Raw genomic sequence first — 22,357 nt, forward strand, 5'->3', positions numbered from 1 at the left:
ACGAAGCCAAGCGTCCGAGGCCGTTCCGACGCTTCGCACCCCGCGTCCCGTGTGCCCCATCCGTTCCTCTGCATGCGCCCCGCAACGTGAACGTCGCTCGATCGGCGGCAACGTCAGCGGCCGAGAGCCTGCTTGAGTTCCTTCTTGTTCATGGACGAGCGGCCCTCGACGTTCTTCTTCCTGGCCTCGGCGTACAGCTGGTCCTTGGTCGGGCCCTGCGCGCCGCTGTGCGAGCGCTCCCCGCCTCGCTCGTACGCCGACTTCTTGTCCTGCGTGGACGTCTTGCTGGCCGTCTTCGACTCTCCCGAACGTGCCCGTTCCTTGTTGACCGTGCGGGAGGCGATCTCCTTCGCGCGCTTGGCCGAGGTCCCACGGTCCTCGACGCTCTCCTTGATGTGCTCGTACTGGCGTTCACGCTTCTTGTTCGATCCAGCAGGCATGTGGTGCCCCTTTCTTGTGTGCGCGCTTCCCGTGTGCCCGCTCGATCACGGGCGATACGTCCTCATGATTCTTGGTGGTCGTACGGGCCGCACGTCGGCAGATCGGAACGGGCATTCACCCGTTGCGGGACCACGTCGGTGCGTACGACTTGTTTCCCCTCCGAGTCGAGGGGCAGGCGTACTTCGTGCTTCGGACCGGAGGCGCATCCGCGGGGAGCGGTCTGCCCACTCCCGCTGGATGTCCGGCTCCGGGTCATCCCGTTTCTCGCGGTCACTTGTTGGCCCACCGTTGAGGAGCGATTACTGATGCTTACCGATCTCCATGCACCCTCAGCCCGTCGTCGTACAGCGACCCGGCGCCCCCACGACGATGCTCCCGACACCAAGGCAGCTTCCGCCCACCTCGCCGCGCTCGATGAAGGGCCCGAACACGACTTGCTGTGCGAGGAGATCGTGACGGCTTGGCTGCCCATGGCGAACCGTCTCGCAGGCAGGTTCCGCAACAAGGGCGAGAACCTCGAAGACCTGCGGCAGGTCGCCGCGATGGGCCTGATAAAAGCGGTCAACCGGTACGAGCCCGAGCGCGGGGCCTTTGAGAGTTACGCCGTGCCCACCATCACCGGAGAACTGCGGCGGCACTTCCGCGATCGCATGTGGGACGTACGGGTACCCCGCCGCGTCCAGGAGCTGCGCAACAAGGTCCGTGTCGCGCGCCGCGATCTGTTGGACCAGCCGGGTGGCGACGCCGAGCCCCGCATCGCGGACATCGCCGAGCAGGCCGGTCTGACCGAGGACGAGGTCCGTGACGGCCTGGAGGCCATGACGAGCTACAGCGCTCTGTCCCTCGACGCCGAGCTCTCCTCCGACCCGGACGGATTCAGCCTGGCCGACACCTTGGGGGCGTCCGATCCCGCCTATGACTTCATCACCGACCGAGAGTCCGCCAAGGCGGGTCTGCGGCGGCTTCCGGAGCGTGAGCGGACCATTCTGTACCTGCGCTTCTTCGAGGACATGACGCAGAGCAAGATCGCCGAGGAGCTCGGCATCTCGCAGATGCACGTCTCCCGTCTCATCACCACCAGCTGTGCCCGTGTACGCGCGGAGGCCGTCCGCGAGGACGAGGAGACCGGGCACGCTCAAGCGGCCTGACAACGGGGCCCATGCGCACTGTGCGCATCGCTTGATCGGCCCCTGGGGCACCAGGGCGGCCCCAGGGGCTCAGGCATGTCGGCCGCATGCCGCAGGGCCCGCGGTGAACCGGGCCGAAGACACCTCTCCTTACCGCCGAGTAGTATCGCGTGCCACCTGCCTTGTGCAGCCGAGCCGTGAGGAGACTTCGTGTCCGTCCACCCCCCTCGTCCACCTCTTACCTCTACGCCTGCTTCGCCCGCCCGCGTCCACTACGGCCGAGGAGCGCAGCGATGACCCGGATCCAAGTCGGCTCCCTGGTGGAGGACTTCACGCTTCCCGACGAGACGGGCACGCCCACAGCCCTCTCGTCACTCCTGTCCGAAGGCCCGGTGGTGGTGTTCTTCTACCCGGCGGCGATGACGCCCGGCTGCACCGCGGAGGCGTGCCATTTCCGGGACCTGGCAGCCGAGTTCGCGTCGGTGGGCGCAAGGCCGGTGGGAATCAGTTCGGACGCCGTCGAGCGCCAGAGCGAGTTCGCGGGGCTGCACACGCTCGGCTTCCCGCTGTTGTCGGATCCGGAGGGCGTGGTGCGCGGACAGTTCGGCGTGGCGCGCGGCTTCGGTCCGCTGCCGACCAAACGGGCCACCTTCGTCATCGGACCCGACCGTCGCGTTCTCGAGGTGGTACGCAGCGAGTTCCGGATGAGCGCCCACGCGGACCGGGCTTTGGCGGCCCTGCGGTCCGCCGTCGGCTAGAGCGCCGTCCAGGCGGCTTCGGCGTCCTGCGCGGTGGGGTGCGTGGGGAAGACCTGGCCGAGGCCCACGACGTTGAAGATGCGGCTGATGCGACCGGGGACTGCTGCCAGGGCGATGTCCGCGTGGGCGGCCAGGGCGTGGTTGCGGGCGGCGATCAGGGCGGTGATGCCGCTCGAGTCGCAGCAGGTGATGCCTGCCATGTCGATGACGAGCTGCTGGCCTGCTTGAAGCGACAGTTCAGGCAGGAGCTCGCGCAGCCGGGAGACGTTGTCGTAGTCGAGTTCGCCGGCCAGTTCGACGACGGGTCCGGCGCCGGTGGTCCGGGTACGGATGACGAGCTGAGTCACTGCCGCTCTTCACTGGTGGGTCGGGGCACGCTGATGGCGAGGACGGCGGTGTCGTCGTCGACGCCGGTGCCGAAGGTGTCGAGCAGGTCGCGGATCGCGGCGATGGCACCCGAGGCGGTGGTGGGTGCCATCGCCCGGGCGAAGTCGAGGAGGGCCTCGTCCCCGTAGCGGTCGTCGTCGCTGCTCGAAACCGTGTGGGCTTCGGTGAGGCCGTCGGTGTAGAGCAGCAGGGTGTCGCCGGCCGTGAGGCGGATGGTCGTGGTGGCGATATGGGCGTCGGGCAGGGCGCCGATGAGCTGTCCGCCAGGGGTGGGCAGATCGTCGGTGCTTCCGTCCGCGCGCATGAGCAGGGCCGGGGGGTGGCCGCCGCTGGCCAGGGTGACGCGGAAGCCGCCCTGATCGGTGTCGGGGGTGAGCAGACCGAAGATGACGGTGCAGAACCGCGGGTCGTGGCCGTTGTATTCATGGTTGAGCACCGTGTTGAGGTTGCTCAGGACGGCGGCCGGGTCGGGGTCGTAGACGGCTGCGGCACGCAGGGTGTAGCGGGCCAGCGAGGTGACGGCCGCGGCGGCTGCGCCCTTGCCGCACACGTCGCCCAGGAACAGTCCCCATGTCCCCGCGGCCAGGGGGAAGAGATCGTAGAAGTCGCCGCCGACCATGTCGGCGGAGGCGATGTGGTAGTGCGCGGCCACTTCCAGACCGGGCACGCTCACGAGCGTCGGGGGCAGCAGGGTCTGCTGGAGGGCGGTGTTGAGTCGCTTGAGTTCTTCGCGTTCGCGTTCTGCTTCTTGTCGGGCGCGCAGCAACTCGGTTTCGTAGGCGCGGCGGTCGCGGGCGTCGAAGACGGTGGTGCGGATCAGCAGCGGCTGTCCGTCGCTGCCGGTCTTGACCACGGAGGTCACAAGGACGGGCAGACGGCTGCCGTCGGCCGCCTTGAGTTCCAGGGCGATTCCGCTGACCTCGCCCTGCATGCGCAGCAGGGGGCCGAAGTGCGTCTCGTGGTAGAGCCGCCCGCCCACGGTCAGCAGGTCGGCGAACGTCCGGCGGCCCACCAGGTCGTCGTGGGCGTAGCCGAGCCAGTCGAGCAGCGTCGTGTTGATCTTGGCGATGGTGCCGTCGAGGAGCGTGGAGAGGTACCCGCACGGCGCGTTCTCGTACAGGTCCTCGACGCTGTCCTCGAGCAGCGCGGAGAACGCCGCGTGATCGTCTCCGGGCTGTTCGTCGGGATCGGGACGCTCGCCGCACCCGCCGTCGCTGGTCTTGGACATCATCGCGTGGCTCCGACGAAGTCGGTGATCGCCGCCGCCGTCTCTTCCGGCGCGGCGAGCTGGGGACAGTGCCCGGTCGCGTTCAGGGTGACAAGGCGGCTTCCGGGAATCCGGGCCCGCACGAAGTCTCCGACCTCCGGGGGCGCGATCGCGTCGATGGAACACTGCGCGACCAGGGTGGGAACGGTGACCTTGGCGAGGTCTTCGCGGTTGTCGGACAGGAACGTCACACGGGCGAAGACACGGGCGATGTCCGGATCGGTGCGGCAGAAACTGTTGGTCAGCTCCTCGCCCAGTTCCGGCCGCTCGGGATTGCCCATGATCACCGGAGCCATGGCGCCCGACCAGCCCAGATAGTTCGCATCCAGCGACCCGAGGAGTTCATCGATGTCCTCGGCGCTGAACCCGCCGCGATAGCCGGTGGCCGGATCGTCGATGAAGCGCGGCGACGGGGCGAGCAGGACCAGACCGGCGAACGCCTCCGGCTCCCGTGCCGCGGCCAGGACGCCCATCATCGCGCTCACCGAGTGCCCCACGAACGTCACCGGGCCGAGCGCGAGCTCACGGCATATCTCCAGCACATCCTCCGCGTAGCCGTCCAGCGAGGAATAGCGTTCCTCGCTCCACGCCGACAGATCGGAGCGCCCGGCACCCACGTGGTCGAAAAGGACCACGGTGAAGTCACTCTCCAGGAGCGGCACCACAAGACGCCACATGTTCTGGTCGCACCCGAACCCGTGCGCCAGCATGACCACAGGGCCTCCGGCGCGGCCGGACACCGTCACATGGTTCCTGCTCAGCACAGCCATGCGGCACATCCTCGCAGAATCCCCGCCGACTGGTTCCGCGACGGTCGCGGCACCGGTTCTTCGACGGTGGCGGCACCGACCGGGTCTGCCACATGGGAGGACTCTGCCGACGGCGGTCTGTCACCATGTTCTCGACTGCACTCGCCGACGCGTCGCGGGCCCGGGCCCGCGGTGGAGACCTGTCCGACAGAACGGGCAGGCTCGCTCGAACGAATTATCGATCCGGGCCAGAACAGAATGTGACGCGTCCGGCAGGGTAGGTGAGCGCAGACAACGGGGACGAAGGTGGCGAGGACATGGACTCAGCCGGCATCGACGGCAAGGCGCCGTCGGGAGCTCACACCATGGGGGTCGCCGTCCCTCTCAACGGTGGGGACGCCTCCATCTCCGAGGCACGTCATCTCGCGCTCGACTTCCTCACCCGGGCCCGGACGGACCAGAACGTCGCCGTCTCCGCCCGCGCGATGGACCTCACTCAACTGGTGGTCAGCGAACTGGTCACCAACGCCCGCAAGTACGCTCCCGGGCCGATGGTCATGGAACTGATCATCGTGGACGCCACCGTCGCGGTGACCGTGCACGACAGCGTCCCCGCCCAGCCTGTCGCCCGCCCCGAAGACCCGCACAGAATCGGCGGGCACGGCCTGGAGATAGTCATGGCCGTCGCCCAGAAGTTCCACGTCGACCTCGAACCGGCCGGCAAACGCATCACCGCCCACATCGCCCTGGCCGACAAACCGGCCACCGAAGCCTCCGCACGTCAGACGTGAGCCGCCCCCGTCGCCGCCGGTAGGCTTCCGGGGTGACGCAGCCCCCCACGCCGGACGAACGGCGACCCGCGAATGACGGGCCGAAGGCTGCCGCACGCAACCGATCCGCTCTGATCACCGCCGCCCGGGAGATCTACGCGGCGCACGGTCTGGACGCTCCGCTCTCCGCGATCGCGCGTCGGGCCGGGGTCGGACAAGGCGTTCTCTACCGGAACTTTCCCGACCGGGCCGCCGTGGCGACCGCGGTTCTTGAGGAGAACGTACGGCAGGTCGAGCAGGCGGCCGCAGCGGACGACGCGACCTTGGCCGACGTTCTCGGTGTGATGACGTGGCATCTGACGGAGTCGGCAGCTTTCATCGGCCTCCTGCACGCCGAGGGGGCAGGCGGCCACTCCGACATCCGCGCGTACGCCGTGGCGCTTTCCGAGCGGGTCGAGCGTGGTCTGCGCGGACACCTGACGCAGGGCCATCGTCTTGGCGCGGCCGACGACCTCATGCTCGCTGTCGCCATGGTTTCCGGCGCCGTCACCGGCCCCACCCGTGAGGAGCGGGAACGCCGGGCGAGGGCTGCTTGGCGGCTGCTCGGCGTCGAGGTGGGACCGGTGCGCCCCTTCGAGGCGTGAGTGCGGGGCGGTGTCAGCCGCCGTTGGACTGCCGGATCCCCTCCGCCAGGGCGTCGAAGGTGTAGAGATATCCCCCGCCGGGCCCGCTGACGGTCATGTACGCCTTCTTCCCGCCGGGCGCGATCGCCACGTTCGTCGCCGATTCGAGCCCTGTGGCGCTGCCGGGAACCTCGACCGTCGCCAGGCGCTCACCGTGCTTGTCGTACACGGCCATCGCTGGCCGGCCGTGCAGTCCCTGGTAGAGGTTGCCGTCCGCGTCCACGGCGATCGAGTCGGTCTGGGCGATACCGCCGTCGACGCGAACCGCGGTGTGCCGAGAAGCGACCCCTCCCTTTGCGTGGAGCAGGAGGTAGGAGATCCGGTTCTGGGTGAGCTCGCTGATCCACAGCCCGCGGTAGTCCACGTCGAACGAGATTCCGTTCGTCGATGCCAGGTCCTCGGCCAGGACGGTGGCCTTCTTGCCGTCGCGGTCGATCCGCACCACGCGCCCGTGCTCCTCTCCCTCGGAAAGACCACGTGAGTCGCTGACGTACAGGTTGCCCTCCTTGTCGAAGGCGATGTCGTCGGGGTTCATCTGCGCTCCGTCGACCTTGCCGGAGAAGAAGGTCCGCGGATCGCTGCCGTCCGGAGCCAGGCTCACGACCTCGCCGTGCGCGTAGTCGGTCAGATAGAGCCGTCCGTCCTTCGGGCTGAACTGTGCCGAGGTGTAGGCCCCACGCCCATCGGTATGGACCGCCCGCGACGTCTTCTTCTCGACGTCGACGCGCATCACCTTGGGCTTGCCCTCCGGTGCGGTGACGTCGACGACGTACAGATCGCCGTCCTTGCCGAAGGTCGGGCCCTCCAGGAGGGTCATACCGGTCTCTTGGTGCACCTTCGTCAGCTGCATGACCTTGTGCGCGCGGATGGTCCTGTCCGCGCCGACGGAGGCGGCCCGGTCACCGGAGTCACGTGTGTCCGTACCGCATCCGGTGAGGACCAGCGTGCCGATCGTGGCAAGGACCGCAAGGGATCGGATCGGGATTCGCTGCATGGGGAGTCACTCTTCCTGTCCGCTGTGTGGGGGTACCCGCCATCCAACCGGACACTAGTGTCCGGTTGTTGCTACCGTAGCGGACGGCCGTTCACTCCGGGACGGCCCGACAGGCAGGATCGGGGTCCCCCACATGACCACCCCTCAAGCTCCGTCTTCTGACGAGCTCGCCACCCTGAGGCAGCGTTACCGCCTCGAACGTGAGCGGCGCGTACGACCCGACGGCGCCGGCCAATACCACGCCGCCGAAGCCGAGTTCGGCTACTACGCGGCCGATCCGTACGCGGGAGAACCGGCCGGGCGCGATCCGCTGCACGACACCGTCGACGTCGTCGTGGTCGGTGGCGGATTCGGCGGCATCCTCGCCGGGGCGCGAATGCGGCAGCAGGGCGTGCAGCACGTACGCATCGTCGAGAAGGGCGGTGACTTCGGGGGCACCTGGTACTGGAACCGGTACCCGGGCATCCACTGCGACATCGAGTCGCACGTGTACCTGCCGCTGCTCGACGAGACCGGGTACGTACCGGAGTGGAAGTACAGCCCCGGTGAGGAGATCCGCCGCCACGCGGTGCGGATCGCGGAGAAGTTCAACCTCTACCCGGACGCCCTGTTCTCCACCGCGGTCACCTCGCTGGCCTGGGACGAGACATCAGAGACGTGGATGGTCACCACCGACCGCGGCGACGCGTTCCGGGCCACGTACGTCGTCACGGCCACCGGCACTCTTTCCGAGCCGAAGCTGCCCGGGATACCCGGCATCGAGGACTTCACGGGCCACACCTTCCACACCTCACGGTGGGACTACGCCTACACCGGCGGCACCCCGGACGGCGGCATGAGCGGCCTCGCGCAGAAGCGGGTGGGCATCGTCGGCACCGGGGCCACCGGCATCCAGGTCATTCCGATGCTGGCCGAGGACGCCGGACACGTCTACGTCTTCCAGCGCACCCCCTCCACCGTGGACGTGCGCGCCAACTGCCCCACCACTGCCCAGGACGTGGGCGCCGATCACGACGGCTGGGCACGCGAACGCCGCGAGAACTATCTCCGTATCGTCTCCGGCGAGAGCGCCGAGCAGGACCTCGTGGCGGACCGCTGGACCACATCAGCGGGTCTCCTGGAGAAACTCCTGCCGAGCTTCCGTCGCCGGGGCGACCGGGCGGACTTCGAAGCCACGTACGAAGTCGCGGACGCCGCCAAGATGAACGAGCTCCGCACCCGCGTCGAGCAGACCGTCACCGACCAGGACACCGCGGAGAAACTCAAGCCCTGGTACCGGTACGCCTGTAAGCGCCCCACGTTCTCCGACAAGTACTACCCGGCGTTCAACCGCGACAACGTCACTCTGGTCGACACCGCGGACACCCACGGCATCGAGCGCATCACCGAACACGGCGTCGTGGTCGGTGACACCGCATACGAACTCGACTGCCTGATCTTCGCCACGGGATTCTCCGTCGGGACCTCCGGAATCCACTCCGGCAAGCTCCCCGTCCACGGCCGCGGAGGCACCCAACTGCTGCACGCGTGGGCTCAGCAGGGACCGCGCACGCTGCACGGCTTCACCAGCAACGGCTTCCCGAACCTGGTCCAGATGGGCTCCCTCCAGAACGCCAGCAGCGTCAACTTCACCCACGTACTGGACGAGCAGGCCGTCCATGCCGCCGCCCTCGTCGCGGCCGCCGAAGCCAAGGGCGCCCTCTTCGAGCCGACCCGCGAGGCCGAAGACGCCTGGATGGCCGTCCTGGCCGAGGACGCCCCCGACCACGAGTGGTTCCACGCCGAGTGCACCCCCGGCTACTACAACCGCGAAGGGCGCGGACGGCCGAACGGTCCGATCGCCTATCCCCACGGCGCATGCGCCTTCCACGAACTCCTGGAGCAGTGGCGCGAGGAGTCCATGGGCGGGATCCTCCAGGCCAGGTCGGCCACCCCACCCGCATGGCGGCCAACCGCGGAGGCTCCGAACGGTTAAAGACATGCAATGGAAGACAATTCGGCTGAGGCCGACCACTGCGTGCGTGTCCTGAGCGCCAATGAGCACAATCTGAGAAACGTGGACGTGGACATCCCCCGGAACGCGATGGTCGCCTTCACCGGCGTCTCCGGTTCGGGGAAGTCCTCGCTCGCCTTCGGCACGCTCTACGCCGAGGCTCAGCGCCGGTACTTCGAGTCCGTCGCGCCGTACGCCCGTCGGCTGCTGCAGCAGGTCGGCGCGCCGCACGTGCAGGAGATCACCGGGCTGCCACCCGCCGTGGCCCTGCAGCAGCGCCGCGGGGCGCCCAGTTCACGGTCGACGGTCGGCACGCTCACCACGCTGTCCAACCTGCTCCGCATCCTCTACTCACGCGCCGGGACCTACCCGGCGGACGCCGAACGTCTCGAGGCCGAGGCGTTCTCGCCCAACACTTCGGCCGGCGCCTGCCCGCAGTGCCACGGCCTTGGCGCCGTGCACGACGTCACCGAGCAGCTGCTCGTCCCGGACCCGTCACTGAGCATCCGGGACGGCGCGATCGCGGCCTGGCCGGGCGCCTGGCAGGGGGCGAACCTGCGCAGCATCGTGAGCGGTCTGGGCATCGACATCGACAGGCCGTGGCGCAGGCTCAAGAAGAAGGACAGGGAGTGGCTGCTCCATACCGACGAACAGCCGTCCGTTCTCATCGAACCCGAGCCGGGCCGTATCGACTACGGCTATTACGGGAAGTTCTGGAGCGCCCGCAAGCACGTGATGCATGTCCTCGCCGACTCCAAGAGCCAGCGGATGCGTGATCGGGCGATGCGGTTCGTCCAGAGTGTGCCCTGCCCCGCGTGCGAGGGCAGCGGCTTGCGGCCCGAGGCGCTCGCGGTCACCTTCGCAGGACGCTCCGTCGCCGAGGTCAACGCGATGCCGCTCACCAAGGTCGCGGCCCTGCTGCGGCCCGTCGCACAGTTGCCGGAAGCCTCGGCAGCCACATCGACCGCCCGGTCCGGGGAGAGAACCGAGGCCGCGGTACGGATCTGCGCCGATGTCGTCGCGCGCGTCGAGGTCCTCCTCGGCCTGGGCCTCGGCTATCTCAGCCTCGGCCGCCGCTCGACGACGCTCTCACCGGGCGAGGCACAGCGTCTGCGGATCGCCACCCAGCTGCGCTCCGGCCTGTTCGGCGTCGTCTACGTGCTCGACGAACCGTCCGCGGGCCTGCATCCCGCTGACGCCGAGCCACTGCTCGACGTGCTCGACCGGCTGAAAGCCTCGGGCAACTCGCTGTTCGTCGTGGAGCACGACATGGATGTCGTACGGCGGGCTGACTGGGTCGTCGACATCGGACCCGGCGCCGGGGAGGCGGGCGGACAGGTGTTGTACAGCGGTCCGGTCCCCGGGCTCGAAGAGGTCGAGGAGTCGGCCACCAGCCGCTACCTCTTCGGACGTGCCGAGCCGATCAGGCACCGTCCCCGCACACCGCAGGGCTGGCTGCATCTGAGCGGCGTCTCCCGCCACAACCTGCGCGACGTGTCCGTCGACGTACCGCTGCGCGTACTGACAGCCGTGACCGGCGTATCCGGCTCCGGTAAGTCGACACTTGTCACACAGGTGCTCGCCGAGGTCGTGCGCAGCCACCTCGGAATCGCGCCCGATGAGCCCGACGAAGCGGAACTCGAGATCGACGTACGGGACTCGGCCGGGGTCGAATCGTTCGACCGGCTCGTCCGGGTCGACCAACGGCCCATCGGCCGCACTCCCCGCTCCAACCTGGCGACGTACACAGGGATGTTCGACGCGGTACGCAAGCTGTACGCGGCGACGGACGAGGCCCGGGCACGCGGCTACACACCGGGCCGCTTCTCCTTCAACGTAGCCGAGGGGCGGTGCGAGACGTGCCAGGGCGAGGGGTTCGTCTCGGTCGAACTGCTCTTCCTGCCCGGAACCTACGCGCCGTGCCCGACGTGCCACGGCGCGCGGTACAACGCCGAGACGCTCGAAGTGACCTATCGCGGCAAACACATCGCGGACGTCCTCGCGATGTCCGTCGACGACGCGGCCACGTTCCTCGCGGACGTTCCCGGCGCCTCCCGAAGCCTCGAAACGCTCCGGGAAGTGGGGCTTGGGTACCTGCGACTCGGCCAGCCGGCGACGGAACTCAGCGGCGGCGAGGCCCAGCGCATCAAGCTCGCCACCGAACTGCAGCGAGCCCGCCGCGGCCACGCCCTCTACCTTCTCGACGAGCCGACGGCGGGCCTGCACCCCGCGGACATCGCGCTGCTGCTCCGACAACTCCACCAGCTCGTCGACGCCGACAACACGGTCGTCCTGGTCGAACACGACCTCGACACGATCGCCACCGCCGACTGGGTCATCGACCTCGGCCCGGGCGGCGGCGACGCAGGCGGCAAGGTGGTCGCCACAGGCACACCCACGAAGGTCGCGAAGTCAAAACGCAGCGCCACCGCGCCCTATCTCGCGCCTCGGCTGATGCGCTCCTGAGCGCACCAGCCGAGGAAGCTGCCGACGAAGCAGTGCAGTCGACGAACCAGACGTTACGCCGGGTCGATACGGGAGATGCTGCCGCCTATGTCAAGCACGTACAGCTCCCCCTTGCCGCCCTGCACGAAGGAGATGACCTCGCCGCCATTGACTCCGAGGTCGCTCGCGCCGGTCACCTTGCCGTCCTTCATCTGCAGAGCGCGGATGGTGCCGTCGCAGTAGTCGCTGAACACGTACTGGCCCTTGAGGGCCGGGATCGCCTTGCCTCGGTAGACATATCCGCCGGTCACCGAGCAGCCGAGGCCGCTGCGGTCGTACTCGTGGGCCGGCGGCACGTGGTTCGCGGGCTCCGTGCCGCCCCGGAAGGGATGGTTGCCCTCCATCTGGGACCAGCCGTAGTTCTCGCCGCCCTTGCTGTCGGCCGGGGCCCAGTCGATCTCCTCCCAGTTGCTCTGGCCCACGTCACCGATCAGCAGGTCGCCCGTGCCCGCGTCGAAGGAGAACCGCCACGGGTTGCGCAGCCCGTACGCCCAGATCTCGTCCTTCGCGTTCGGGTCGTCCACGAAGGGGTTGTCTTCCGGGATCGCGTACGGCTTGCCGCCGCTCGGGTCGATCCGCAGGAGCTTGCCGAGCAGCGTGTCGAGCTTCTGCCCGTTGCCGTGCGGGTCGCCGCCCGAGCCGCCGTCGCCGAGCGCGATGTAGAGGTAGCCGTCGGGACCGAACTTGATGTCGCCGCCGTTGTGGTTGGAATAGGGCTGCGTCTGCGTGAGGACGGTGCGCCGGGTCTCAGGCCGGATCTTGCCGTTCCGAACGGCGAACTCGTCCACGGTGCTTGTGCCTTCGAGGTTCGTGAACGAGATGTACAAGTGCGCGAACTTCTTGTCGAACGCGATGCCAAGGAGACCGCGTTCGCCGTCGGTGGTGGTCTCCTTGGATATGTCGAGGACGGGCGCGCCGAGCCCTTGTTTGCTCAAGACCCTTACGGTGCCCGCGCGTTCGGCTATCCAGACCGATCCGCCGGGACCGGCGGTGCCTGCGGTCGGATTCGCGGCCGTCGTCACTTTCGTGAGCGCGACCTTCGGGGCCTGCTGCGTGGTTGCGGGCTCGTCGGCGGACGCCGTGGTCAGGGCGAGGGAAGCAACGAGGGCGAGGGTGCCGATGATCGCCGAGCTTCTGGTGCGAACTTTCACCGTGATCCTCCTGGAGGCGGCGAATGGGGGGGTCACCCGGCTGCTGGGGGCAGAGTTGGGCGAGTGCCGCCCGCGCCAGCACGCAACCTGGGTGGGGGATGGTGTGCTACTGGCCACGGATGAGGATACTGGGACAGGGATGACTGGTATAGACCAAGACGCCCCTCATCTACGCCCGTTTGTCGCCACCCGTACCGAGACGGACGGGCCGTGGCTGGCGCGGCTTCGGCAGCATCAGAGGTTTGCCCGACACCGGGTCCTCCACGATGCGACTGTCGAGGCCGAACACGGCGCGGACACTCTCCTCCGTCAGTACCCCGGCGGGGGCACCCGTGACATGCGGCCGGCCTGCCGCGAGGGCGATCATATGGTCCGAGTACCGGGCGGCGAGGTTGAGGTCGTGAAGGACCATGACGCTCGTGGTCCCGCGACTGCGAGCAGGTCGAGCACCTCGATCTGGTGGCTCGCGTCGAGGAACGTGGTGGGTTCATCCAGCAGGAGCAGATCGGTCTGCTGAGCCAGCACCATCGCGATCCACACTCGCTGTCGCTGGCCTCCGGACAGCTCGTCCACTGAGCGGTCCATCAGCGGTGTCGTCTGTGTTGCCTCCAGAGCGGCAGCCACGGCGGCGTCGCCCTTCGCGCTCCAGCAGGACAGCCCCCCCCTGGTGCGGATTCCGGCGGCGGCCGACAAGGTCCCCGACGGCCGACGGTGATGCCCTCAGGGGCCACCGGCGACTGCGGCAACAGGCCAATGGTGCGGGCGAGTTCCGTCGCGAGCAGCCGGTGCACTCACGGACGGGACCTCAGCGGGCCCGGGCGATCTCCCAGCTCATAGCTGCCATGTCGAGGCCCGTTCGCACCCCGTCGACGACCTCGCCGGGGCTCTCAGGGATGTTGATACCTCCCTCACCGTCGGTTTCATCGCCCGCATGAGCGGGGCCGACCACAGCAAGGGCCGCGGCGGCAAGGGTCAGGGCAACGACGGCGCGCGTAGCATTCCTCATGCCTACCTGAACGATCATGAGGCGCTTAGGTTGCGCCCGCGCCGCAACTCCGGCGAACCCCGAGCCCCACGACCCCGGCTGCGCTCGTGGGGTGTTGCGTCTCTGCTCCAGGACCTTGCTCAATTCACGAGCGGTGTGCGATCTTAAGTTTATTCAGTTCATGGAAACGTTTCCACAAGGAGGTGGGGCGGATGGCCACGATCAAGGATGTCGCCGCACGGGCAGGGGTCGCGCTCGGTACCGCGTCCCGGGTGCTCAGCGGCAGCAGTCAGACCTCGGCCGACTCCCGATCGCGCGTGCTCGCGGCCGCGGCGGAGCTGGGGTACATCGCCAACGGCCCCGCCCGTTCCCTGCGGCGCGCCCGCACCGAGGTCCTTGGGCTGCTCGTCTCGGACATCCGCAACCCGTTCTTCTCCGAGCTGGCTCACGCCGCCGAGCAGGAGGCGCGCCGCCACGGATACACCGTGCTGCTTGCCAACGCGAACGAGGACGCCGAACAGGCCGACGCCTACCTTCAGACCTTCGCCTCGCAACGCATCGACGGCCTGCTGTTCTCGCCGCAGAGCAGCGTCTCGCCCCAGCTCGCGGCCACGCTCGCGTCCGGACTGCCGCTCGTGTTCCTCAACCGCAGGATCGAGGGCGTCGACGCCCCGTTGTACGGCACGGACAACGCGCAGGGCGTGGAGCAGGTGCTCGCCTGGCTTCAGCGCAGGGGCCACCGCGACGTCGCCTTCATCGGCGGCCCTGACACCATCTCCACCGGTGCCGAGCGCCGCGCCGCCTACCTCGCCGGGCGCCAGGCGCACGGCATCAGCACCGACGACAGGCTGCTCGATGCCGGTGACTTCCTGGCGGGCGGGGCGGCCGAGGCCATGGGCCGCATCCTCGATCGCGGCGTCACCTTCACGGCCGTGTTCGGCGCGAACGGCCCGACCACGCTGGGAGCCGTGCGCGCGCTGCACCAGCGGCTCGGCGCAGAACAGGCCGCCCGCATCGAGATCGTCTCCTTCGACGACCTGGACTGGTTCGAGTTCGCCTCGCCGCCCATCAGCGCGGTCCGCAACGTCGCGTCCTCGATCGGCCGCCTTGGTGTGCAAGGGCTCGTCGACCTCATCGCCGGCCGCGCCGCACCCGGGCAACGCATCCCCACCACCTTCGCCGACCGCGCGCTGCCGGACATCCGATGAGCACCCAGATCGCCGTCGGCGCCACCGGCACGGGCACGGGCACGGGCACGGGCACGGGCACGGGAACCGTCACCGGCAGCGCCGGCTGCCTCAGCCGTCCGCTCGGCTCCCGCGAAGCCGCCTGGGAGGACGCCCGTTCAAGCCCTGCGCCCGTGCGCCGCGATGGCGCCCGGCTCCGAGCACACGGTCCCCGTCAAGGCCGGGGACCGCGCTTACGCCGCGCAGCGTGCCTCCAGCGACTGCACGCTGCGCTCACCGCCACTCCCCCGCCCGACGACCGAGCACTGCACCCTCCGTCCTCCACCAGGCGAAACCGCAGTGCGCCCTTCCCGAGAGGAACAACCGATGAAGGTCGCCCTCGGCGCAGACCACGCCGGATACGCGCTCAAAGACACCGTCCGCCAGGCCATCGAGGCTCTCGGACATGAGGTGATCGACTGCGGCACCCACAGCAGCGACCCTGTCGACTTCCCGGACATCACCCGCACCACCTGCGAGGTCGTGCTCTCCGGCTCCGCCGATCGGGCCGTGCTTGTCTGCGGCACCGGCCAGGGCGCCATCATGGCGGCCAACAAACTGCCCGGCGTCCGCTGCGGCCTCGCCCACGAGCCCTACTCCGCGCACCAGGCCGTAGAGCACGACGACGCCAACGCCATCGCCATGGGGGCCTGGCTTGTCCCGCACGCGCTCGTGCCCGACATCATCCGTGAGTTCCTCGGTGCCGTCTTCGACGACGACGAAGAAACCCGCCGCCGGGTCGACAAACTGAACGCGCTCGACACCCTGACCCCGGCCGCCTGACAGGCCACCCACGCACCCCCTTGAGCGGGTGAGCTCTCTCTTCCGCTGACACCAACGCCCTGCCCACGGACGACTACGCCGGGCGCTTCCTCGGCATGCCCCGAAACACCCGGTCAACAGGCACGTCCCTCCCCTCGTACGGCCCCTCCTCCTCACTGCGCAGACGCCGGAGTTGATCCGGCGCCCTTTCAAGGAGAACTCCATGTCCAGCAGCGTCCCTGCCGGACGGCGGAGCGTGCTCGGCTCCAAGGACCGCGTCAAGACCGCGATCGCCGCGGCCTTCGGCACGAGCGTCGAGAATTACGACTTCATCGCGTACGGCACCGCCTCCGCGCTCTACTTCGGAGCGGTCTTCTTCCCCGAGAGCGACCGGTTCGTCGGCACCTTGCTCTCCTTCGCCACCCTCGCGGTCGGATTCGTCATGCGCCCGCTCGGCGGCGCTCTCGGCGGCTACTTCGCCGACAAGTACGGCCGCAAACCCGTCCTCGTCGCGGCGATGATCGTCATGGGCGCCGCCACCTTCCTCATCGGCGTGCTGCCGACCTACGGACAGGCGGGTGTGCTCGCACCGATCCTGCTCGTGGCCATCCGCATGATCCAGGGCCTCGCGTTCGGCGCCGAGTGGGGCGGGGCGATCACCATGGCCTACGAGCACGCGCCGTGGCACCGCCGAGGCATGTTCGCCGCGATCCCCCAGGCCGGCAATCCTCTGGGCATCGCTCTGGCCAGCGGCGTGTTCGCGTGGAGCGCCACCCTGGAGGGCAACTGGCAGTGGAGGACCCCGTTCCTGCTCAGCGCCGTCATGGTGATCGCCGCGCTGATCGCGCGCTCCCGGCTCTCCGAATCCCCCGAGTTCCAGGAAGCCAAGGCCAGCGGCAATACCGAGAAGAACCCGTTCCTCGCCACGCTGGCCGATGACTGGCGCGGCATCCTGCGCGTCATCGCCTTGCGCGTCGTCGAATCCTTCGCCTACTACTCCACCGCCACCTACCTGCTCAGCTACATCACCGAACGCCACCCCGACCTCAGGCCCGTCGCCCTCGGCGCGATCACCGTTGCCAGCGTCCTCGCCATTGCGGTCACCTTTCTCGCCGGCACCCTCACCGACCGCATCGGACGCCGCCCCATCTACATAGCGGCCTGTACGGCGGCGATCCTCTTCGCCTTCCCGATGTATCTGCTCACCAACACGGCCCAACCCGCCCTGGTGGTCACGGTGTTCATCATCGGCATCAGCCTCATCCACGCGTCACTCACCGGAACCCAGGGCTCTCTGCTCACCGAGCAGTTCCGCACCGCGACCCGTACCTCGGGAGCCTCGCTCGGCTACCAAGTCGCCGCAGCCATCGGCGGCTTCGCCCCTCTGCTCGCCGCTGCCCTGGTAGGCGCCTACGGCTGGCCGGGTGCCGCGCTGCTCTACCTCGCCGCGGCCGTGATCGGCCTCGGCGGCATCCTCGTGACCAAGGAGACCTGGGGCCGCCATGAGCGGGAGCGTGTGCTCGGCCTCGTTGCCGAGGAAAGGCGAGCTCAGACCGCTTCAGAGACGCCGACGAGTAGCGCCCCGCCGCTCTCGTCCGAGTCTCGATGAACTCTGTTCTCCTACTCACCGGTGAGTCCGCGGCGTACGCCCCGTTCACGACAGGCAAGCACCGAGCGAGCCTCGCAGCCATCGTCGAGCACCCACAGCTCGGGTCTCTTCCACGCCGCGCCCTCGCTGGCCAGCTTGATCCGATGAACGCATCGGGCTCTACCACCCCTACATCCACTTCCGCAGTGAGGAGTGAGGGCTTCTACTGAGAGTCGGACGGCCGACGCATGTTCAGCAGCAGGTCGTAGCGAGCGAGTCCTCCCGCCGGGTGGGGGTGTCGGATCCGCCCAGCCACTTCAGCCCGTCCAGCAGGAACCGGTTCTGCGTCCCGCTCGCGAAGGACGACGACAGACGCGTGTTGGTCGCGTAGTTCATCGCGTTGTGACCGAAGTTGGCGTACAGCATCTTGTACTTGGCGTTGGTCCACAGGATCGGGTAATAGCCGCTGTACCACGACTGATTGGGATCCGTTCCCAGTGGGAAACTACTGGGGTCGACGGAAGCCAGGATCTTGATGTCCGGGTTCCGCCGCAGGTCGTTGGACCAGCTGTACCACTCGCTGACCGACGAGGTGAACGTGGTCGGCAGGTTCTTGGTGGCCGGGTGCGTTCGGTTCTCGACCTTCAGGACCGCTGTCGTGGGACCCCAGGTGTTCGACTTGAAGTTGCCGCTGCCGAGAAACTGGTTGTGGTACCAAGGCCAGCTCGCCGCCTCAGTCGTGAAGGCCGAGACGTGGAAGCCCATCCAGGCGCCGCCACCGCGCATGTACCGCTCGAATCCCGCCCGTTGAGCGGTGGTCTGCGGCAAGTCGTCGAGGAACAACACGACCTTGTAGGCGTCGACACCGCCGTTGCTGAGCAGGTCCCAGTTGCTACTGGCGGTATAGGTGAAGCCGTTCGCCGCGGCCTGCCGGGGGAACCAGTCATTCGCCTCTTTGACGAAGTCGATGTGCGCCGCGTCCCAGGTGCCGCTGTAGAGCGCGAGCACCTTGAAAGGAGCCGCCGTGTCGGTGGCCGTACCCGCCCGGGCGGCGGGCGCTGCCGCCAAGGCGAACAGCGTCGCCAGCAGGAGGAGGATGCGCAGCGAGAGTTGGCGACGCTGCTGAACGGGGGTGAGCACGCCGCGACTCACGGTCGCGCACGCTGAGGACGGTCTGGCCATCGGAGGATCACAGCCCTTCGTGGGGAGGCTGGCGTGGGGGTGGGGGTGAGGGTGGGGCTTCCTGTTCATGATGTTGATGTTCACGTCGATGAACAGCGAGTGCATTCATGAAAGTGTGGCGATCGGGAACCTAAAGGTCTGCACCAAAGACGTCAAGAGGTGAAACCCAGGTAGGCACGAACCGAGCTGTATTCGCGAGGAGTTGAACACGCACGGGCCCGACACCGCCCCGCCCCGCCCCGCCCCGCCCCGATCTCCGGTCCCATCGAAGCCCCGGCCGACCCCGCATTGTGGCCATGGCTTTCGTGGCGGACAGGCGCGCAGCCTGCCGGGCGTCAGCCGAGCAGTCCTGCCTCCTGCGCCAGCACCGCCGCCTGGACGCGGTTGGTGCAGTCGGTGCGGGTGAGGATGCTGCTGATGTGAGCCTTGACCGTGCCGGAGCTCAGGTGGAGCTGTGCGGCGATCCCGGCGTTGGAGAGGCCGGTGCCCAGCAGCCTAAGGACGTCCCGTTCGGCAGGTGTCAGGTCCGCGATCCGACGTGCCGCGGCATCGCTGCCGAGGCCCGACCGGGTCCGGAAGTCGATAAGTTGGCGGGTGACCTGCTGGGCGAGGACGGGTTCCCCGGCGGCGGCGCGGCGTACGGCGTCGATGAGGTCGCGGGGGCCGGTGTCCTTGAGCAGGTAGCCGTGAGCTCCGGCGCGCAGGGCGCGGGTGACGCTCGGTTCCTCGCCGAAGGCCGTCAGCATCACCACCCGGGTGCGGGGCGAAAGGCGGGTGATCTCGGCGGCGCCGGTGATGCCGTCGCCGGGCATGCGGATGTCGAGGAGGGCGACGTCGACGGGGTGGGCGCGGCAGGCTTCGACGGCCTCGCGGGCGTCCTGCGCCTCGGCCACGATGCGGACTTCGTCGGCGTTCTCCAGGATCAGCCGGATCCCGGCGCGCATCAGCGCCTCGTCGTCGGCAATCAGCACTCGAATCATCGGTTCAGTGTAGAACCGCCATGATCAGCAGGATGATGGTGCCGCCGACCGTCGGCAGCAACACCAGCATCGCCGCGCAGCCCCCGCCCAGGAGGCGGGGCCACGTGAGGACCTCCGTGGACAGCGGGGGCCGGGAGCCCGCCCCGCCGGTCACCGGCTCGGACGAAGTGGCGTACACGGCGGGAACGTCGGGCCGGGCGGGTATACGGGCAGAGAGGACGAAGCCGCCCTCCGGACGCGGTCCGGCGTCGAGGGTGCCACCGAGCAGGCTGATCCTTTCCTGGAGGCCGACGAGGCCGCTGCGGCTCCCGTCACCCGGCGAACAGGGCACCGGCGGGGCTTCGTTGACGACGGCGACCACCACCGTGTCCCCCTCGTCGTGGAACGTCACACGGACAGGCGCGCCGGACGCGTGCTTCAGCGCGTTGGCGAGTCCTTCGCGGGTGACACGGTGGACAGCCTGCCGGGTACGGGCGTCCGCGTCCGCAGGAGCGGTCGCGTTCCAGTGCAGTTCGGCGTCGGCCCCCGCGCTCCGGGAGTCCGCGACCAGGGCCGAGAGATCCTCGCGGCTCCCCCGCTCGGCGGTCTCCTCGCCGGAGTGGTGGCGCAGGACGCCGAGGATGCCGCGCAGCTCGTCCATGGCCGTTCCGGCGGTGGTGCGCAGGAGTTCGGCCTGGGAGGCCAGCGGGGGTGCCTGTCGTTCGGCGGCGAGCTGGAGGGCTCCGGCGTGCACGGAGATGAGGCCGATGCGGTGGCCGAGCAGATCGTGCATCTCGGCGGCGATGCGCGCCCGTTCCTCCATGCGGGCCGCCTCTTCGGTGAGGAAGCGGGCGTGTTCGAGGTAGGCGTTGCGTTCCCGCAGCAGCCCGGTCAGCGGTCGGCGACGCCCCAGCATCAGGCCGGACAGTGCGGGCAGCAGGATGAACAACGCGGCCACACCGGCGCCGGCGGCCAGGTACGGCATCTTCGGGAGCTGCCCGATGAGGGATTGGGCGGCAATCGACACGAGCGCGGCGCCGGCACCGCTCGCCCCGACCACTCCCCAGGCGCGCCGTGCGGGGGTGATGCGGCGCACGGCGGACCACACGACGCACGGCACCACCACCATGGCCCACGCATTGTCTCCGGCGGCCACCGGCACGCAGCACAGCACCGTGAGGGCCGGGTACATCCGCCGCGCGGGCACGAGCAGCGCCGCCCACACCCCCAGGAGGGACGCCGTCACCGGGTGGGCCGGCGGAACCAGCGGAAACGGCGCCAGCGCGCACAGCAGGACAAGGCCGGTGAGGACGGACTCGGTGACGACCGTCCGCCGGGGCGCGGCGCGCACCGCATCCCGAATCGCGGCGGCCTCACGGCGCATCCGCCTCCACGGTCGCACTGCCGGGCTCATGATTTCCTCCGTGTGGGTGCCGTTCTCACATGTGGGTGACATTCTCAACGGCTGTTCCTGTCATACGCGTCGGCGAGCCGCGGCGACCTCAGGCAGCTTGTGCCGTTCCTCCGGGGACCTGGAGATCCGGCTCCGCCCGCAGCCCGGCGACGTCCACCCCGACCTCGGTCAACACACGCTCGATCTCCGCCGCGGACTCCGCGTCCGTCCCGGCCTCGTCCAGCAGGGCGGCCAGCAGGTGGGTCGTGCCGACCGTGGGCGAGCCCTGAGCGGAGGCGGTGAGCTGCGTGACGTGCAGGAGCCGCTGGTCGAAGTCGGCCGCCCCGGCGACCTCCGGGGGCTCCTCCTCCACGACCCCGGTGGAGGGAAGCAGCACTCGGGCGACAGCATCCTGTCGTGCGCCGTATCGACGCAGGAGTTCCGCCCCCTGGTTCGCTCCCGTCAGTTTCTCGGGCAACTCACGCCCCGCGACGGTCAACGACCGGTCAAGGGACAGGATACCCAGCAGCACATCGACGGGTTCCATCTCCGACGCCCCACGGCGCACCACCCCCCGTCGTGCCTCCGAGCGCACCACACCCACGACCGCGGAGCCGAACCCCGCGCCGCCCCCGAGGATCCAGGCCATGAACTTCCGGGTCAGCGGATTACCGCTCTTGCCGAACGTCCCCGCCTTGCGCAGCCCCAACACCGTGGCGGGCTCCGGCGCTTCGTCGCACCCCCGCAACGCGTCGAGCGCAGCCGAGGCAGCCGAGACGTCCAGCTTCTCCACCACCATGGCCTCGCGGGCACGCGTATCGGGCAGCTCGAACATCGCGCGCGCCACATGGCTGACGCGCACCGAAATGGCGCCCTCCTCCCGTGCGGCCTCCAGCGCCTTGCGCAGGCAGGCCCGCAACGCGCCGGTCATCGGCGGGAGTTCAATGCTCGCCTGCTCCTCCCCCTCTTTCACCCCCTCCTTCTTCTTCCGATTCTTCCAGCGCAGCCTCTTGACCTCCTCGCACCGGACCTCCCGCCAGAAGGCGTCGATCTCCCGCTCGTCGTCCTCGGTTCCCGTGCTGCCGTCACCTGAGTCGTCACTGACCCACACGGATGTCCCCCGGCACCCGATCGAACCGCCGAGCGAGCCGGAGGCCCTCATTCCGGGGGCGATCGCGGAGCCCGCGGCCGAGTCACCCGACACGAGCACGTACAGCACGCTTTCCGTACCGACGTCCTCGCGTTCCTGCTTGGCCACCGCCTTCATCGTCTCCCGCAACAGCTCGACGACGTCCCTCTCGAACTCGGTGGTCGCGCCGGCGTAGCGGTCGGACGTTCGCTGTTCCATGGGATCTCCCTCTCCGTGGTGCCACCTGCCGAGAAGGACGCTAACCCGCGTTCTCCGGCTCCGCTTCGGCCGACCGGCCAGGCTTCCTG

Annotated in this window: 19 protein-coding genes and 2 pseudogenes; 9 read left to right on the forward strand and 12 right to left on the reverse strand. The window is 69.0% G+C overall.

Going from position 1 to position 22,357, the window contains the following annotated elements:
* Positions 1 to 113: 113 nt before the first annotated feature.
* Positions 114 to 440, reverse strand: coding sequence for a plasmid stabilization protein (locus ACFQ7F_RS36335; RefSeq protein WP_383280377.1), 327 nt, complete (start codon positions 438 to 440; stop codon positions 114 to 116).
* Positions 441 to 746: 306 nt separating this feature from the next.
* Between ACFQ7F_RS36335 and ACFQ7F_RS36340 the strand changes: the two genes are divergently transcribed.
* On the forward strand, positions 747 to 1,589 hold the full coding sequence (locus ACFQ7F_RS36340; RefSeq protein ID WP_383280379.1) for a SigB/SigF/SigG family RNA polymerase sigma factor: 843 nt from the start codon (positions 747 to 749) through the stop codon (positions 1,587 to 1,589).
* 272 nt (positions 1,590 to 1,861) lie between these two features.
* Complete coding sequence (locus ACFQ7F_RS36345; RefSeq protein ID WP_383280382.1) at positions 1,862 to 2,326, forward strand: peroxiredoxin; 465 nt, start codon at positions 1,862 to 1,864, stop codon at positions 2,324 to 2,326.
* On the opposite strand, the gene ACFQ7F_RS36350 is transcribed toward ACFQ7F_RS36345, so the two are convergent.
* Genes ACFQ7F_RS36350 through ACFQ7F_RS36360 form a run of 3 tightly spaced genes read right to left on the reverse strand, consistent with a single transcriptional unit; the run spans position 2,323 to position 4,750 of the window.
* Positions 2,323 to 2,673, reverse strand: coding sequence for an STAS domain-containing protein (locus tag ACFQ7F_RS36350; protein ID WP_383280385.1), 351 nt, complete (start codon positions 2,671 to 2,673; stop codon positions 2,323 to 2,325). The genes ACFQ7F_RS36345 and ACFQ7F_RS36350 overlap by 4 nt on opposite strands.
* Positions 2,670 to 3,941: a SpoIIE family protein phosphatase gene (locus ACFQ7F_RS36355; RefSeq protein WP_383280426.1), complete on the reverse strand. Its 1,272-nt coding sequence runs from the start codon at positions 3,939 to 3,941 to the stop codon at positions 2,670 to 2,672. Before ACFQ7F_RS36355 ends, ACFQ7F_RS36350 begins: the two co-directional genes overlap by 4 nt.
* Entirely contained in the window at positions 3,941 to 4,750 is an 810-nt protein-coding gene (locus tag ACFQ7F_RS36360; protein WP_383280387.1) for an alpha/beta fold hydrolase, read from the reverse strand. Before ACFQ7F_RS36360 ends, ACFQ7F_RS36355 begins: the two co-directional genes overlap by 1 nt.
* Before the next feature lie 296 nt (positions 4,751 to 5,046).
* Here ACFQ7F_RS36360 and ACFQ7F_RS36365 point away from each other — a divergent pair, with 296 nt between their 5' ends.
* Positions 5,047 to 5,520, forward strand: a complete 474-nt coding sequence (locus ACFQ7F_RS36365; protein ID WP_383280390.1) for an ATP-binding protein — start codon at positions 5,047 to 5,049, stop codon at positions 5,518 to 5,520.
* A gap of 32 nt (positions 5,521 to 5,552) precedes the next feature.
* A complete protein-coding gene (locus ACFQ7F_RS36370) occupies positions 5,553 to 6,143 on the forward strand; it encodes a TetR/AcrR family transcriptional regulator (protein ID WP_383280393.1) in 591 nt (196 codons plus the stop codon).
* Positions 6,144 to 6,156: 13 nt separating this feature from the next.
* Here ACFQ7F_RS36370 and ACFQ7F_RS36375 read toward each other — a convergent pair whose 3' ends face one another.
* On the reverse strand, positions 6,157 to 7,176 hold the full coding sequence (locus ACFQ7F_RS36375; protein WP_383280396.1) for an SMP-30/gluconolactonase/LRE family protein: 1,020 nt from the start codon (positions 7,174 to 7,176) through the stop codon (positions 6,157 to 6,159).
* A gap of 133 nt (positions 7,177 to 7,309) precedes the next feature.
* On the opposite strand from ACFQ7F_RS36375, the gene ACFQ7F_RS36380 reads away from it, so the two are divergent.
* The gene (locus ACFQ7F_RS36380) at positions 7,310 to 9,151 is read left to right on the forward strand and encodes a flavin-containing monooxygenase (RefSeq protein WP_383280398.1); all 1,842 of its coding nucleotides are present in this window, start codon (positions 7,310 to 7,312) and stop codon (positions 9,149 to 9,151) included.
* 9 nt (positions 9,152 to 9,160) lie between these two features.
* Positions 9,161 to 11,635, forward strand: coding sequence for an excinuclease ABC subunit UvrA (uvrA, locus tag ACFQ7F_RS36385; RefSeq protein WP_383280401.1), 2,475 nt, complete (start codon positions 9,161 to 9,163; stop codon positions 11,633 to 11,635).
* Between the two features lie 53 nt (positions 11,636 to 11,688).
* Here the strand turns inward: uvrA and ACFQ7F_RS36390 are convergent, their stop codons facing one another.
* The 3 genes and pseudogenes from ACFQ7F_RS36390 to ACFQ7F_RS36400 all read right to left on the reverse strand — a co-directional run bounded on the left by ACFQ7F_RS36390 (position 11,689) and on the right by ACFQ7F_RS36400 (position 13,831).
* Positions 11,689 to 12,825, reverse strand: a complete 1,137-nt coding sequence (locus ACFQ7F_RS36390; protein WP_383280403.1) for a PQQ-dependent sugar dehydrogenase — start codon at positions 12,823 to 12,825, stop codon at positions 11,689 to 11,691.
* Between the two features lie 169 nt (positions 12,826 to 12,994).
* Positions 12,995 to 13,616 (reverse strand): annotated as a pseudogene (locus tag ACFQ7F_RS36395) (ABC transporter ATP-binding protein); the annotation flags it as partial.
* Between the two features lie 14 nt (positions 13,617 to 13,630).
* Entirely contained in the window at positions 13,631 to 13,831 is a 201-nt protein-coding gene (locus tag ACFQ7F_RS36400) for a hypothetical protein (RefSeq protein WP_383280406.1), read from the reverse strand.
* A 191-nt stretch (positions 13,832 to 14,022) separates the two neighbouring features.
* Between ACFQ7F_RS36400 and ACFQ7F_RS36405 the strand changes: the two genes are divergently transcribed.
* From ACFQ7F_RS36405 to ACFQ7F_RS36415, 3 genes are all read left to right on the forward strand, one after another.
* The gene (locus ACFQ7F_RS36405) at positions 14,023 to 15,018 is read left to right on the forward strand and encodes a LacI family DNA-binding transcriptional regulator (RefSeq protein ID WP_383280409.1); all 996 of its coding nucleotides are present in this window, start codon (positions 14,023 to 14,025) and stop codon (positions 15,016 to 15,018) included.
* A 345-nt stretch (positions 15,019 to 15,363) separates the two neighbouring features.
* Positions 15,364 to 15,819: an RpiB/LacA/LacB family sugar-phosphate isomerase gene (locus tag ACFQ7F_RS36410; protein ID WP_383280412.1), complete on the forward strand. Its 456-nt coding sequence runs from the start codon at positions 15,364 to 15,366 to the stop codon at positions 15,817 to 15,819.
* 202 nt (positions 15,820 to 16,021) lie between these two features.
* Positions 16,022 to 17,407 (forward strand): MFS transporter, encoded by a 1,386-nt coding sequence (locus ACFQ7F_RS36415; protein ID WP_383280415.1) that lies wholly within the window; start codon positions 16,022 to 16,024, stop codon positions 17,405 to 17,407.
* Positions 17,408 to 17,659: 252 nt separating this feature from the next.
* Here ACFQ7F_RS36415 and ACFQ7F_RS36420 read toward each other — a convergent pair.
* From ACFQ7F_RS36420 to ACFQ7F_RS36435, 4 genes and pseudogenes are all read right to left on the reverse strand, one after another.
* Positions 17,660 to 18,526, reverse strand: a pseudogene (locus ACFQ7F_RS36420) (ThuA domain-containing protein); the annotation flags it as partial.
* Positions 18,527 to 18,903: 377 nt separating this feature from the next.
* Positions 18,904 to 19,548: a response regulator gene (locus ACFQ7F_RS36425; RefSeq protein ID WP_383280418.1), complete on the reverse strand. Its 645-nt coding sequence runs from the start codon at positions 19,546 to 19,548 to the stop codon at positions 18,904 to 18,906.
* Between the two features lie 4 nt (positions 19,549 to 19,552).
* The gene (locus ACFQ7F_RS36430; RefSeq protein WP_383280420.1) at positions 19,553 to 20,941 is read right to left on the reverse strand and encodes a sensor histidine kinase; all 1,389 of its coding nucleotides are present in this window, start codon (positions 20,939 to 20,941) and stop codon (positions 19,553 to 19,555) included.
* An 88-nt stretch (positions 20,942 to 21,029) separates the two neighbouring features.
* A complete protein-coding gene (locus ACFQ7F_RS36435) occupies positions 21,030 to 22,268 on the reverse strand; it encodes a hypothetical protein (RefSeq protein ID WP_383280423.1) in 1,239 nt (412 codons plus the stop codon).
* Positions 22,269 to 22,357 lie beyond the last annotated feature (89 nt).

The organism is Streptomyces sp. NPDC056486 (genome assembly GCF_042795295.1).
In the GTDB taxonomy this organism is placed as follows: Bacteria; Actinomycetota; Actinomycetes; order Streptomycetales; family Streptomycetaceae; genus Streptomyces.

Excerpts from the sequence above, each read along its gene's own strand:
- ACFQ7F_RS36335 (WP_383280377.1), bottom strand. The coding sequence starts at position 440 with ATGCCTGCTGGATCGAACAAGAAGCGTGAACGCCAGTACGAGCACATC.
- ACFQ7F_RS36340 (WP_383280379.1), top strand. The coding sequence starts at position 747 with ATGCTTACCGATCTCCATGCACCCTCAGCCCGTCGTCGTACAGCGACC.
- ACFQ7F_RS36345 (WP_383280382.1), top strand. The coding sequence starts at position 1,862 with ATGACCCGGATCCAAGTCGGCTCCCTGGTGGAGGACTTCACGCTTCCC.
- ACFQ7F_RS36355 (WP_383280426.1), bottom strand. The coding sequence starts at position 3,941 with ATGTCCAAGACCAGCGACGGCGGGTGCGGCGAGCGTCCCGATCCCGAC.
- ACFQ7F_RS36360 (WP_383280387.1), bottom strand. The coding sequence starts at position 4,750 with ATGGCTGTGCTGAGCAGGAACCATGTGACGGTGTCCGGCCGCGCCGGA.
- ACFQ7F_RS36365 (WP_383280390.1), top strand. The coding sequence starts at position 5,047 with ATGGACTCAGCCGGCATCGACGGCAAGGCGCCGTCGGGAGCTCACACC.
- ACFQ7F_RS36375 (WP_383280396.1), bottom strand. The coding sequence starts at position 7,176 with ATGCAGCGAATCCCGATCCGATCCCTTGCGGTCCTTGCCACGATCGGC.
- ACFQ7F_RS36380 (WP_383280398.1), top strand. The coding sequence starts at position 7,310 with ATGACCACCCCTCAAGCTCCGTCTTCTGACGAGCTCGCCACCCTGAGG.
- uvrA (WP_383280401.1), top strand. The coding sequence starts at position 9,161 with ATGGAAGACAATTCGGCTGAGGCCGACCACTGCGTGCGTGTCCTGAGC.
- ACFQ7F_RS36400 (WP_383280406.1), bottom strand. The coding sequence starts at position 13,831 with ATGAGGAATGCTACGCGCGCCGTCGTTGCCCTGACCCTTGCCGCCGCG.
- ACFQ7F_RS36405 (WP_383280409.1), top strand. The coding sequence starts at position 14,023 with ATGGCCACGATCAAGGATGTCGCCGCACGGGCAGGGGTCGCGCTCGGT.
- ACFQ7F_RS36410 (WP_383280412.1), top strand. The coding sequence starts at position 15,364 with ATGAAGGTCGCCCTCGGCGCAGACCACGCCGGATACGCGCTCAAAGAC.
- ACFQ7F_RS36415 (WP_383280415.1), top strand. The coding sequence starts at position 16,022 with ATGTCCAGCAGCGTCCCTGCCGGACGGCGGAGCGTGCTCGGCTCCAAG.
- ACFQ7F_RS36425 (WP_383280418.1), bottom strand. The coding sequence starts at position 19,548 with ATGATTCGAGTGCTGATTGCCGACGACGAGGCGCTGATGCGCGCCGGG.
- ACFQ7F_RS36430 (WP_383280420.1), bottom strand. The coding sequence starts at position 20,941 with ATGAGCCCGGCAGTGCGACCGTGGAGGCGGATGCGCCGTGAGGCCGCC.
- ACFQ7F_RS36435 (WP_383280423.1), bottom strand. The coding sequence starts at position 22,268 with ATGGAACAGCGAACGTCCGACCGCTACGCCGGCGCGACCACCGAGTTC.